This window comes from Bradyrhizobium sp. RP6, assembly GCF_003837805.1.
Lineage (GTDB): Bacteria > Pseudomonadota > Alphaproteobacteria > Rhizobiales > Xanthobacteraceae > Bradyrhizobium.
Window position 1 is genome coordinate 238,534 of record NZ_RQIT01000004.1, and the last position, 12,413, is coordinate 250,946.

Below are 12,413 nucleotides of genomic sequence, written 5' to 3' on the forward strand. Positions count from 1 at the left end.
TTCAAGATCACAATGAACGCGTTTCGGCAGAGTGTGGAAGTCATGATCCCGGCGCTGCGCCGCTACGCCCGCGGGCTCACGCGCGATGCCGATGCGGCCGACGATCTGGTGCAGGATACATTGGTGCGCGCGCTGCGTTCGGAACGCCTGTTTCTCGGAGGCGATGTCAGGAGCTGGCTCTATACGATCCTGACCAACCTCAACAAGAACCGGCGACGCTCACTGGCAAGGCGGCCGCAATTCATGCCGCTGACAGAGAACAACCCGGATGCCAGCGGGACAGAGGCCGAAGGACGTGACATCGAGCGGGCACTGGCCACCCTCGTCGAGGAACAGCGTTCGGTGCTGCTCCTGGTGATGCTGGAAGGCATGAGCTATCGCGAGGTCGCCGACATCCAGGGCGTGCCGATCGGCACCGTGATGTCGCGCCTGGCACGCGCAAGGGCCCACGTGAAAGCCTCGCTGGAAGGTGAGCGCCCGGCGCTCAGGCGGGTGAAATGAGGACAGCGTGATGCATCTCACATCGTGCGCCCGCAACCTGCCGAGGGCGCGAGCGAAGTTGAGCCACAAACGATTTTTTGGGCCGCAGAGCCAGAGACGACCGATATGAACGACCGCAACATTCCAATCACCGAAGACGAGCTGCACGCCTATGTCGACGGCGAGCTGCCGGCCGAACGTCGCGCCGACGTCGAGGCCTGGCTCGCCGCCCACCCTGACGATGCCGAGCGGGTTCAATCCTGGCGGACCATGGCCGAGATGCTGCACGCCCGCTACGATTCCGTCGCACAGGAGCCGGTGCCGGCGCGGCTTGAGCTGGAGCGGCTGGAACGCCGCCCGCGGCAATGGCTCTATGGCGCCGCCGCGGCGGCGTTGGTGGCCTTCGTCGCCGGCGGCACGGCCGGCTGGGTGGCACATGGCGCCGCCAATGCGCCCTCCACGTTCCAGAGCCTTACGGCGGACGCGCTCGATGCCCACCGCCTCTATGTCGTCGAGGTCCGCCATCCCGTCGAAGTCGGCGGCAACGAGCGTGACCATCTTCAGGCCTGGCTGACCCGGCGCTGCGGCTGGACGGTGTTCGCTCCGAACCTGGAGGCGAGCGGTCTGAAGCTCGTCGGCGGCCGGCTTCTGCCCGGGCCGAACGGTCCGGCGTCGTTCCTGATGTATGAGGGCGCTTCGGGTGAGCGGTACACGATCTACGCCACCAGGACCGACAATGGTGCGACGCAGATGCGCTACGCCAGAACGGACAAGGACGGAGCGCTGTTCTGGGCCGAACGCGGCGTCGGCTACGTCGTCAGCGGCGGCGGTGATCGCGAGCGGCTGACCAAGGTGGCGCAGGCCGTGTACGACCAGGCAGAGAAGAACGGCACCTGACAGCAGCGCGATGGCCGAAGCCACGCCTTGGGCGTGCTTCTTGGGCGTGCTTCGAGACGCATGCCTCGATTCCGACATTGAAAATTTGGAATCAAGACATCGGCGCGTCTCATTATCGCACCGGATGGTCACGCGAAAATGAGCAGCGTTCGATCCGCCGATCGACGCGGGCGGCCTCGATTGGGGCTTTTGGTACCGCGCTGGTCCCCCTCTCGAGGCCGCACCTTATTCTCGGCTGCCCGCTGGACAGCCGACACGTCTTGAAGTCAGCATCGACGTGCGATGCGCTTCAGGCGCAAGTTGAGCATCATCCTTTCGAGAAGAGAATGCTCTGATCGCCGAGGTGGCCTCGGATAGCGCCCTAGCCGAGCCCGCTCCGCGGATTGTAGGGGTGGTGGTCCCGCCACTTCTCCATCAATGCTTCGAGCTCGGCGTCGTTCCCGTCCGGTAGCATAATCCTGATGGTGACGAAGAGATCTCCGGTTCCACCAGCTTTCGACAAGCCCTTGCCCTTGAGGCGGAACGTCCGGCCGCTGGAGGTGTTCTTCGGAACCGAAAGCTCCACGGCATTGCCCAGGGTGGGCACGCGCACCTTACCGCCGAGGACCGCCTCATACAGCGTCACCGGCAGGTCGATCCTGAGGTCGGCGCCCTCGACCTTGAAGAACGGGTGCGGCGCGATGTTGATGGTGATCAGGAGATCGCCGGGCGGATGGCCCTGCGCGCTCTCGCCCTGCCCCCGGAGCCGAATCTGCTGGCCCTCGGTGACGCCGGCCGGAATCTTGACGTTGAGCTCCTTGCCCGTCGGCAGCCGGACGCGCTTCTCGCCACCCTTGGCCGACTCTTCCAGCGAGACGGACATGGCGACATTCACATCGAGATCGAGCCCAATGCCGCCGGTATCGAATTCGAACTGGGCGCCGCCGCCGGCCCCAGGCCGGGCGCCGCGCACCCCGCCGCCGAACATGCTGTTGAGGATATCCTCGAACGCGCCGCCGCCCGGGCCGCCACCCGCACCGCCGCTCCGGAACGTATAGCTTTCGAACCCGCCGGGTCCCGCGCGGCCGCGCGGCCCCCCGCCGCCAGGAAAACCCTGGAAGCGCGGCTTGCCCTCGGCATCAATCTCGCCGCGGTCAAACTGCTTGCGCTTGTCCTCGTCGCCGAGGATCTCGTTGGCCGAGTTGATCTCGGCGAAGCGCTCGGCAGCCTTCGGATCACCCTTGTTGCTGTCCGGATGGTGCTTCTTGGCCAGCTTGCGATAGGCGCTCTTGATCGCGGCAGCGCTGGCGCCCCGCGGCACCCCCAAGACCTCATAGGGGTCGCGCATTCGTCACGTCTCCTTCAAGAAATCGAATTGTTCAAAGGGCTCCCCGGCCCCACCTGCGGATCATGTGGGAAGAGAGTGGCATTTTTGCAACTAGGAGCGCGCTGAAGCTCTACGTTTGGAGCATGATCTTGTCGGAAAACCGGCTCCCACTTTTCCGGATCATGCTCAGCTCCGCCACGGCTTTAGCGTATGAATCTGCCAACGGCCACGGCTGCTTTGGCAACCGGCGCCCTGCAGCCAGCTTTCGGTGCTGCCGTTGACGTAGCTCGCCAGGAAGTCGCGGCATCTGCGTCCGTCCTCGGCGGCATAGGACTGGGCGATCGGCGTCACCGAGCCGCGCGCCCCGGTCTCGGGATTCTCCCAGTGCTGGCTGGAATCCTTGTCGCCCTTGCTGAGCACGTCGGAGGCGGCATTGCGCGCGAAGGCGAGATCGGTCTCGGTCGGCGCCGCGTCTCTCGCCGGCCCCGCGATCGAGCCGGTGAGATCGCTGTCGTCAGTTTTAACGTAGGCATTCGTGTCGTTGCGGGAGAAGCTGCAGCCGCCGGCGCCGAGCCCGATCAGAATCATCGTCATGACGAGGCCGGAGGGCCGGATCGCCGATAGGCCAACGCGTTCCCATGCCCTATATAGGGCGGTAGCGGACAAGGACGCATTTTGGGCCGCGGGACGCAACTCGGACTCCAGACATGACCGACACGACCTCGATGAAACACCAGACATCCTTAACATCCGGTGATTTCACCGCCGCCGACGAGCCATTTGCGCTGTTCGAGGCCTGGCTGAACGAGGCGACCAAGAGCGAGCCGAACGATCCGAATGCCATGGCGCTCGCAACCGTCGACCCTGACGGGCTGCCTGACGTCCGCATGGTGCTGATGAAGGGCTTCGATACCGAAGGTTTCGTCTTCTACAGCCACATCGCCAGCCAGAAGGGCCGCGAACTCGCCGCAAATCCTAAGGCAGCGTTACTCTTTCACTGGAAGTCGCTGCGCCGTCAGGTCCGCATCCGCGGCAACGTGACGCCGGTGACCGACACCGAGGCCGACGCCTATTTCGCCACCCGCCCCAAGCAGGCCCAGATCGGTGCCTGGGCGAGCAAGCAGTCGCAGGAGCTGGAGAGCCGCTTCGCCTTCGAGCAGGCCATCGCCAAGGTCGCAGCCAGATATGTCATCGGCGAAGTGCCGCGTCCGCCGGGCTGGAGCGGCTGGCGCATCACGCCGCTGCGCATCGAATTCTGGCACGACCGCCCCTTCCGTCTGCACGACCGTATCGAATTTCGCCGTGACGCCGCCGACCAGAAATGGTCCAAGACGCGGATGTACCCTTGATCCCCATGTTGAACCTTGCTTCGAGCTTTGGGCCGACCTGAAAGATGTCCATGCCGCATTCGTCCAACGCGCCGCGTCGTACGCTGCTCCTGACCGGAGCAAGCCGCGGCATCGGCCACGCCACCGTGATCCGCTTTTCCTCGGCGGGATGGCGCGTCATCACCTGCTCGCGGCATCCCTTCCCGGAGGACTGCCCGTGGGACGCGGGGCCCGAGGACCACATCCAGGTCGACCTTGGCAATCCCCAGGACACTGCGCGCGCGATCTCCGAAATCCGCAACCGGCTCGAGGGCGGCACGCTGCATGCTCTGGTCAACAACGCCGCGATCTCGCCGAAGGGCCCGGGCGGCTCCCGACTCGGCTCCGTCGACACCGACCTCGACACCTGGACGCATGTCTTCCATGTCAACTTCTTCGCGCCGATCATGATCGCACGCGGGCTGATCGAGGAATTGAAGGCGGCCAGGGGCTCGGTCGTCAACGTCACCTCGATCGCGGGCTCGCGCGTGCACCCCTTCGCGGGCGCCGCCTACGCCACCTCGAAGGCGGCGCTCGCCTCGCTGACGCGCGAGATGGCCTCCGACTTCGGCCGCGTCGGCGTGCGCGTCAACGCAATCGCCCCGGGCGAGATCGACACCTCGATCCTGTCGCCAGGCACCGAGAAGATCGTCGAGCAGCAGATCCCGATGCACCGCCTCGGCACGCCCGACGAAGTGGCAAAAATCATCTACGTGCTGTGCACGGACACCAGCTCTTACGTCAACGGCGCCGAAATCCACATCAACGGCGGCCAGCACGTTTAGCGGTGAGCGTCATTCCGGGGCGATGCGAAGCACCGAACTCCGATGCGCCCTTGCGCATACGAGAATCTCGAAATTCCGGGTTCGGTCCTGCGGACGACCCGGAATGACGGATGAATTGATCAGCTGATTTCGCCGTAGCTTGGGCCGGAAGTCAGGCGATCCAGACAACGCCGCCGCAAGGCCTGGATCGCCCTTACCTTCCGTTCCTCAATCGAGTCGAATCCGACGCGACCTCTCGCGCGGCCGCGGAGCGGCCGTGCTGAATGCAGTCGAGCAGTCGTCGTCGTTCTCACCATCGAGCAGCGGAGCACCACAGTGCCGGCACATGCGTGCCGACATCGACGGCGCCTTGCCGCTCGCCACGACCTGACGATAGTTCGCCAGATCGATGACGTTGCGGGGCGACGTTATGTGTTTTTCAACCATGGCTGTTCCTCGCGGCTACGCACTGCTTATCGCAGACAAGTTTCGCGCAAACGTTCAGCCCACCGCTCAAATTTTACCGGAGGAATTGCGGCACAACGCGGACATCACCGCGCCGCCTCAATCCCGATCTATTCTGCGACACGATCCACCGTGTCTCTGCGAGCGGCGAAAGGTCTCGGTAGGGATTTTTGCTCGAGACTCCTACAGCCACTTCTTCCATTTGAAGATCCAGTACGGGACGACCGCGGCGATCAGCATCATCACCAGCGCCATCGGATAGCCGTGCACCCATTCGAGTTCCGGCATCACCTTGAAGTTCATGCCGTAAACCGAGGCGATCAGCGTCGGCGGCATCAGAACGACGGCCATCACCGAGAACAACTTGATGATGTTGTTCTGCTCGAGATTGACGACGCCGAGCATGGCGTCGAGCACGAAGGTGATCTTGTTGGAAAGATAGGAGGCGTGGTCGGTCAGCGAGGCGACGTCGCGCTGCATGGTCTTGAGCTGCTCGCGCATGTCCTTCGACCATTTCACGCCCTCGACCACCGCGGACAGGAACGTCACGACGCGACCGATCGACACCAGACTCTCGCGAACCTTCGAGGTCAAATCGCCTTTGCGGCCGATCGAGATCAGGATCTGGGAGTACCTTTTTGCCTGCCCATGGCGCTCGCTCTCGGGCTCGAAGATGTCATGCGAGACCTGGTCGATCTCGGCGCCGCATCGCTCCAGAATGTCCGCGCAGCGGTCGATCACCGCGTCCAGCAGCTCCATCAGCACCATCTCGCCGGTGATCGAAGGCGTGCAGGAGCGGGAGAGCTTGGCCTCGACCAGGGCGAACGGCTTCGGCAGGTCGTACCGCACCGTCACCAGGCGGTGGTCGCCGAGGATGAACGTCACCGCCGTGGTCCTGGGCATGTCGGTATCGGAGTGGCACATCAGCGTCGCAGTCATGTAACGCGCGCCGTTCTCCATGTAGAGGCGGCTGGAGATCTCGATCTCCTGCATGTCTTCCCGGGTCGGGATCGCGATGCCCGCGAGCCGCTCCACCGCCTTGTCCTCAGCCGCGGTCGGATTGACCAGGTCGATCCAGACCGCGTTCTCCGGCACGGCCGCAAGATCCTCGATGACAGCCTTCTTGAGGGCGGACTCCGAGGGAACAAATACCGAAAACATGAAAAGCTCCAGAGATCCTGCGACAGCCAGCCCTTAGCGCGATTCTGGCAGGTTCACGATGACAACAACATTAACGGAGCGTTTGGACTTGTGGCGATCCGAGGCTCAACTGTGACACGGAATCGACAGTTCGGCGTATCCAGCCGAAAAACCCGCACAACACCGCAAATTTTGCGGCAGAAAAGCCACAGCTGGGCTCTCGTAGCGCGGGAAAAGCCCTTCAGAGCTGGAATTGTGGCAGATTTCAACGATAATGAGATTAACGGAGTCGAGGAACTTGGGCGTCAAGCTCAAGCCTTCCGCACGGTATTGTTTTGATTGGAACCAAACCATGTCGTCGCTGAAAGTTATGTTGGGGATTTTGGCCGCCGGCCTGATGCTGTCGGGCTGCATGCAGGCCACTCACTATGAGGCGACCGACACCAAGGCCTTCAAGCCGAAGGACAAGGAACTCCTCGCCAAGGTCAGATACGAGAACACCCCGGTCGCAGAGCCGTTCCGCCGCGCCATCGTCGAATACCACCGCAAGGAATCGCCGGGCTCGATCGTGGTCGATTCCGACAACCATTACCTCTATTACGTGCTCGATGGCGGCAAGGCGATCCGCTACGGCATCACCGTTGGCGAAGAGGCCATGGCCTGGTCGGGCATCGCCAAGGTGGGCAGCAAGACCGAGTGGCCGGCCTGGCACCCCACCCCCGGCGAAATTTCGCGTCTGGGCGTGCCGACCTATGTCGCCCCCGGCCCGGACAATCCGATGGGCTCCCGCGCGCTGTACCTCTATTCAGGCGGCAAGGACACGCTGTTCCGCATCCACGGCACCAACCAGCCGGAATATATCGGCGCCTCGATCTCGTCGGGCTGCATCCGCCTGACCAACGAGGACGCGATCGATCTCTATGATCGCGTCAAGGTTGGCACCCTGGTCGTGGTGCTCGAGCCCAAGCACGGCGACTCGCCGTACAATTCGCGACTGGCGCTCGGCAACAGCCAAACCGGCCAGGCGGCCAGCTACTGATCGCCTCCGACCTCTGGACAACAAAAGGCGCCGGTTTTACCGGCGCTTTTTTGTTACCTGCTTGGACGATTGAGGCTTCTTGGCAGGAAGCGATTTCTCTTCAGGTGAAGACGATTTCTCCGCCGGCTCGTTGTCAGCACCTTCCTTCGCCTCTGGCTTGGCAGCGACCTCGCGTGGCGGCGCCTCCTCGGGGCGCTCCGCCGGCAATAGCGGGGCGATCTGCGGCAGCGGATCCCAGACGTTCCACTGGCAGATGCGGTAGTCGTTGCGCCGCTGCGCCAGGTCGAGATGAACGTGATCCTCATGGTACCAGTCCGAGCCAGGACCGAGCACGGTGGAAAAGCGCGCGCAGACCGAGTGCAGTACACGCTCCCGAACGTCGCGCGACAGGGTGCGGTCGGTGAGGCCGATCGACTGCCCATTGGCGAGCTTGATGGCGCGGATGTCGATGGCATTGGCCTTGCCGTGCTCGGACAGCAGTGCGCCAGCGACGCGGTTGCGGCCGCGGCACTCGAAGGAATCGAAATTATCGAGGTCGCTGATGGGCGAGCCGAGGCTGGTGGCCACCGGCACCATGTCCTTGCGCAGCCAATCGGCGATCGCCGAGGCCATGGTGCAGCGAAGGATGGCCGCCGGCTTGACCGTTACCTTGCGCTTGTCCGGCAGCACGACCGCTTCCAGCCGCACCAGATCCTCGCCGCCGCAGGCGCCGGGGCCGCGGATGTCCGGGATCGAGGGCGCGATCGCGATGTCCTCCGTCAGTGCGAGGCGGCAGGCTGAGGCCTGTTTCTCGGGTGGCGGCGCAGCCTCGGCAGGTTTTCCGGCGCTCGGCTGATCGGAAGACGGCTTTCCCGCGGCCTCCGGCGGAGCCTCGTCAGAAGCTTTCGGCGCCTCCTCGGGACGGGGTCTCGGTAAGGGGATCTTGACGGAATGAACCACCGCACGCGGCCGTGGTGCGACAAAGCCAAAGATGTCCATCGGCGCACCATGTTTTCGCGCCTCTGCCCTCTCGGGGGGCACAAGCAACAGCCCGAGCGCGGCGGTAACCATTGCCGCGCCGACGGACATATAGCCGCGACAAGACCATTTGCGGCGAAAGTCCAGCACGCTAAAAGTCATGACAAGTCTTTGGCCCAATGCTGAGAGCGACAACGCGCCCAGCGACTTTTCGGAGGAACGTCGGAATGCTCGGTTTGATGCAAGATTGGCCCCTGCTCTGCCACCGGATCATCGAACACGCCGCCAGGATTCATGGCAAGCAGGAGGTGGTCACGCGCTCGGTGGAGGGACCGATCCACCGCACCAACTACGCCGAGATCCACAAGCGCGCCCTCAAGGTCTCGCAGATGCTGGAACGAGACGGCATCAAGCTCGGCGACCGGGTCGCAACGATCGCCTGGAACACCTGGCGCCATCTCGAGGTCTGGTACGGCATCATGGGGATCGGCGCCATCTGCCACACGGTCAATCCGCGCCTTTTCCCGGAGCAGATCGCCTGGATCATCAATCATGCGCAGGATCGCATCGTGATGACCGACATCACCTTCGTTCCGATCTTGGAGAAGATCGCCGACAAGCTGCCGAGCGTGGAGCGCTACGTCGTGCTCACCGACAAGGCGCATATGCCCGAGACCACGCTGAAGAACGTGGTCGCCTACGAGGACTGGATCGCCGAGGCCGACGGCAAATTCAAATGGAAGGAGTTCGACGAGAACACGGCAGCCGCGATGTGTTACACCTCCGGCACGACCGGCGATCCCAAGGGAGTGCTGTACTCGCATCGCTCCAACGTGTTGCACGCGCTGATGGCCAACAATGTCGACGCGCTCGGCACGAGCGCGTCCGAGACAATGCTGCCGGTGGTTCCGCTGTTCCATGCCAACAGCTGGGGCATCGCCTTTTCCGCGCCCTCGCAGGGCACCAAGCTGGTCATGCCCGGCGCCAAGCTGGACGGCGCCTCGGTCTATGAGCTGCTCTCGACCGAGAAGGTGACGCACACCGCGGGCGTGCCGACCGTGTGGCTGATGCTGCTTCAGCACATGGCCGCCAACAATCTCAAGCTGCCGGATCTGAAGATGGTGATCTGTGGCGGCTCGGCGATGCCGCGCTCGATGATCAAGGCCTTCCTCGACATGGGCTCCAACGTCCGTCACGCCTGGGGCATGACCGAGATGAGCCCGATCGGCAGCGTCGCGGCGCTGAAGCCTCCGTTCCACAATGCGACGGGCGATGCCAAGCTCGACGTGCTCCAGATGCAGGGTTATGCGCCCTTCGCGGTGCAGATGAAGATCACCGACGATGCCGGCAAGGAGCTGCCCTGGGACGGCAAAACCTTCGGCCGCCTCAAGGTCTCCGGGCCTGCCGTGGCCAAGGCCTATTACCGGGTCGACACCAACATCCTCGACGAGGAAGGCTTCTTCGACACCGGGGACGTCTCGACGATCGACGAGGACGGCTACATGCGGATCACCGACCGTTCCAAAGACGTGATCAAGTCCGGCGGCGAGTGGATCTCCTCGATCGACCTCGAAAACCTCGCAGTCGGCCATCCGGCCGTGGCCGAGGCCGCCGTGATCGGCGTATTCCACCCCAAATGGGACGAACGGCCGCTTCTGATCGTGCAGCTCAAGCAGGGCCAGCAGGCCACCCGCGAGGACATTCTCAAATACATGGAGGGCAAGATCGCCAAATGGTGGATGCCCGACGACGTTGCCTTCGTCGAAGGTATTCCGCATACGGCCACCGGCAAGATCCTGAAGACGGCGCTGCGCGACCAGTTCAAGGATTATCGCTTCCCGAACGCGGCGGCGTAACACCCCACACGTCATTCCGGGGCGATGGCAACGGCATCGAACCCGGAATCTCGAGATTCCGGGTTCGCCCTTCGGGCGCCCCGGAATGACGGGCACTCACCGTCCGTCTCCCTTGAATTTGCCGCCGCGCCGTGGTCTCAACAAACCATCGTCGCGCCAGATCGGCCGGCATCGCCAACCCCGGCAGAGCTTCACCCGATGGCCCGCAGGTTTTCCGCTCCCTATCAGTCGGAGCCCGTGTCCAGCCTCGCGAACTGGGCGCGCAATCTGGCCGTGTTCGCGGTAGTGGCGGTGGTGGTGTCGGTCATCGTCGTGCGCTTCGATTTCCTGGAGCCGAAGCCGGCGCTTGCGACTTTCTTCGGCGGGCTCGCAATCACCAGCCTGTCGATCTTGTTCGGGCTCGCGGGCTTTGCCGCGATCTGGCAGAACGGCTCGCGGGGCTTGGCGCGCATCCTGCTCGCCTTCCTGATCGACGGGGCAATCCTCGCCTACCCCGCCTATCTGGCCTTTCAATATCGCAAGCTGCCGTCGATCTACGACATCACCACCGACCCGATCGATCCGCCGCGCTTCGACGCGCTGGCGCGCCTGCGCACCGGCGAGGGCACCAACACTGCGGTCTATGCCGGCCTCTACTCGGCGGAGCAGCAGCGCCACTTCTATCCCGACATCGAGCCCGTCGAGCTCGAGATTTCCGCCGACCGCGCCTATGCAATCGCGCTCAAGCTTGTGCACAAACGCAAATGGCTCGTCATCGACGAGCGCGCGCCGCAGCCGCCGCGCCGCATCGGCCGCATCGAGGCGGTGGCGCGCACGCCGATCATGGGTCTTCGCGAGGACGTTTCGATAAGAGTCGTGCCGGATGGCGATGATTCACGGGTCGATATGCGCTCCGCCTCGCGCAATTTCGACAGCGATCTCGGCAGCAACGCCGCGCGCATCAAGAAATTCATCGACGATCTCAACACCGCCGCCGATGCCGACGCGCTCAAGCCCGTGAAGAAGACGCCGGTCGCGCCGCCCAAGGCGCCGGCAAAGACGGTGAAAAAATAGCGAACTGGCGAGTGGCGAATAGCGAATGGAGAAACGCAATTCGCCACTCCCTATTCGCCATTCGCTCCTACGCCAGCCGATACGTCCCGCCGATCACGGGATCGCCATCGGTCGCGACCACCCCTCGCGCAACCAGGTCTTCGAGGTGCGCCAGCACGGAGTAGCCGGCGGCCGTCGTCAGCCTCGGATCGATACCGATATAGATCGCGCGGACCATGGTCGGGATGTCGGCCTCGCCCTTGGCGAGGCGGTGCAGGATCGAGGCCTCACGCGCCTTGCGGTGACGGATCAGGAAGCGCACGAAGCGCTGGCCCTCGGAGATCTCGGGGCCGTGGCCCGAGAAATAGAGATCCTCCTCGCGTGCCGCGAGCCGGTCCAGCGAGTCCATGTAGTCGATCATCGAACCGTCGGGCGGCGCCACGATAGAGGTCGACCAGCCCATCACGTGATCGCCGACGAAGTTGAACTTTCGCTCGGGCCAGGCGAATGCCAGATGATTGGCCGTGTGGCCGGGCGTCGCCACGGCCTCGAGCCGCCAGCCGTCGCCTTCAACGACGTCGCCGTGTGCGAGGTTGACGTCTGGCGCAAAATCGCGGTCGGCGCCGGATTCCGGATTGTGCTTCTCGCTCTCGAAACGCGGGCGCGAGGCGCGATGCGGGCCTTCGGCATAGACCGGCGCACCTGTCGCCTGCTTGATGCGCGCGGTGTTCGGCGAATGGTCGCGATGGGTGTGGGTGACGAAGATATGGCTCACCGTCTCGCCGCGCACGGCATCGAGCAGTGCAGCCGCATGCGCCTCATCGTCCGGACCGGGATCGATGATCGCAACATTGCCCCTGCCGACGATGTAGCTGACCGTGCCGGTAAAGGTGAACGGGCTCGGATTGTTGCAGAGAACGCGCCGCACGCCGGGGCGGACCTCCTCGACGAGGCCGGGCTTCAGCGGAAAGTTGCGGTTGAACGGGACGTCGTCGTTGTCGGACATGGCTTCTTCTTTGTTCTTTGACGTCATTCCGGGGCGCCCGAAGGGCGAACTCAGATGCGCGCTTGCGCACCCGAGTATCTCGAGATTCCGGGTTCGATGGTTGC

General features: G+C 63.9%; 13 protein-coding genes. 7 read left to right on the forward strand and 6 right to left on the reverse strand.

The genetic code is table 11. The annotated features are described in order from the left end of the window. The first annotated feature begins 12 nt into the window (after positions 1-12). Both EHH60_RS12055 and EHH60_RS12060 read left to right on the forward strand, forming a co-directional pair. A complete protein-coding gene (locus tag EHH60_RS12055; RefSeq protein WP_124159678.1) occupies positions 13-501 on the forward strand; it encodes an RNA polymerase sigma factor in 489 nt (162 codons plus the stop codon). Positions 502-606: 105 nt separating this feature from the next. Next, entirely contained in the window at positions 607-1,377 is a 771-nt protein-coding gene (locus tag EHH60_RS12060; RefSeq protein ID WP_124159679.1) for an anti-sigma factor family protein, read from the forward strand. A gap of 361 nt (positions 1,378-1,738) precedes the next feature. Here EHH60_RS12060 and EHH60_RS12065 read toward each other — a convergent pair whose 3' ends face one another. Both EHH60_RS12065 and EHH60_RS12070 read right to left on the reverse strand, forming a co-directional pair. Then, positions 1,739-2,704 (reverse strand): DnaJ C-terminal domain-containing protein, encoded by a 966-nt coding sequence (locus EHH60_RS12065; protein WP_124159680.1) that lies wholly within the window; start codon positions 2,702-2,704, stop codon positions 1,739-1,741. Between the two features lie 165 nt (positions 2,705-2,869). Beyond that, positions 2,870-3,277: an RT0821/Lpp0805 family surface protein gene (locus tag EHH60_RS12070; RefSeq protein WP_199751417.1), complete on the reverse strand. Its 408-nt coding sequence runs from the start codon at positions 3,275-3,277 to the stop codon at positions 2,870-2,872. Between the two features lie 113 nt (positions 3,278-3,390). On the opposite strand from EHH60_RS12070, the gene pdxH reads away from it, so the two are divergent. Continuing rightward, complete coding sequence (gene pdxH, locus EHH60_RS12075) at positions 3,391-4,032, forward strand: pyridoxamine 5'-phosphate oxidase (RefSeq protein ID WP_124159682.1); 642 nt, start codon at positions 3,391-3,393, stop codon at positions 4,030-4,032. 50 nt (positions 4,033-4,082) lie between these two features. Further along, positions 4,083-4,835, forward strand: a complete 753-nt coding sequence (locus tag EHH60_RS12080) for an SDR family NAD(P)-dependent oxidoreductase (protein WP_124159683.1) — start codon at positions 4,083-4,085, stop codon at positions 4,833-4,835. Positions 4,836-5,042: 207 nt separating this feature from the next. Here EHH60_RS12080 and EHH60_RS12085 read toward each other — a convergent pair whose 3' ends face one another. Together EHH60_RS12085 and EHH60_RS12090 are read right to left on the reverse strand one after the other, a co-directional pair. Then, positions 5,043-5,261, reverse strand: coding sequence for a hypothetical protein (locus EHH60_RS12085; protein WP_124159684.1), 219 nt, complete (start codon positions 5,259-5,261; stop codon positions 5,043-5,045). A gap of 201 nt (positions 5,262-5,462) precedes the next feature. Further along, positions 5,463-6,440 (reverse strand): magnesium transporter CorA family protein, encoded by a 978-nt coding sequence (locus EHH60_RS12090; RefSeq protein ID WP_124159685.1) that lies wholly within the window; start codon positions 6,438-6,440, stop codon positions 5,463-5,465. Positions 6,441-6,771: 331 nt separating this feature from the next. Between EHH60_RS12090 and EHH60_RS12095 the strand changes: the two genes are divergently transcribed. Continuing rightward, positions 6,772-7,458 (forward strand): L,D-transpeptidase, encoded by a 687-nt coding sequence (locus tag EHH60_RS12095; protein WP_124159686.1) that lies wholly within the window; start codon positions 6,772-6,774, stop codon positions 7,456-7,458. A gap of 36 nt (positions 7,459-7,494) precedes the next feature. Here EHH60_RS12095 and EHH60_RS12100 read toward each other — a convergent pair whose 3' ends face one another. Continuing rightward, positions 7,495-8,577 (reverse strand): extensin family protein, encoded by a 1,083-nt coding sequence (locus EHH60_RS12100; RefSeq protein ID WP_124159687.1) that lies wholly within the window; start codon positions 8,575-8,577, stop codon positions 7,495-7,497. Between the two features lie 65 nt (positions 8,578-8,642). Here EHH60_RS12100 and EHH60_RS12105 point away from each other — a divergent pair, with 65 nt between their 5' ends. Together EHH60_RS12105 and EHH60_RS12110 are read left to right on the forward strand one after the other, a co-directional pair. Beyond that, positions 8,643-10,271, forward strand: a complete 1,629-nt coding sequence (locus EHH60_RS12105; protein WP_124159688.1) for a fatty-acid--CoA ligase — start codon at positions 8,643-8,645, stop codon at positions 10,269-10,271. A gap of 198 nt (positions 10,272-10,469) precedes the next feature. Further along, the gene (locus tag EHH60_RS12110) at positions 10,470-11,324 is read left to right on the forward strand and encodes a DUF1499 domain-containing protein (protein WP_124159689.1); all 855 of its coding nucleotides are present in this window, start codon (positions 10,470-10,472) and stop codon (positions 11,322-11,324) included. Positions 11,325-11,391: 67 nt separating this feature from the next. Here the strand turns inward: EHH60_RS12110 and EHH60_RS12115 are convergent, their stop codons facing one another. Further along, positions 11,392-12,309, reverse strand: a complete 918-nt coding sequence (locus EHH60_RS12115; RefSeq protein WP_124159690.1) for an MBL fold metallo-hydrolase — start codon at positions 12,307-12,309, stop codon at positions 11,392-11,394. Positions 12,310-12,413: the final 104 nt, after the last annotated feature.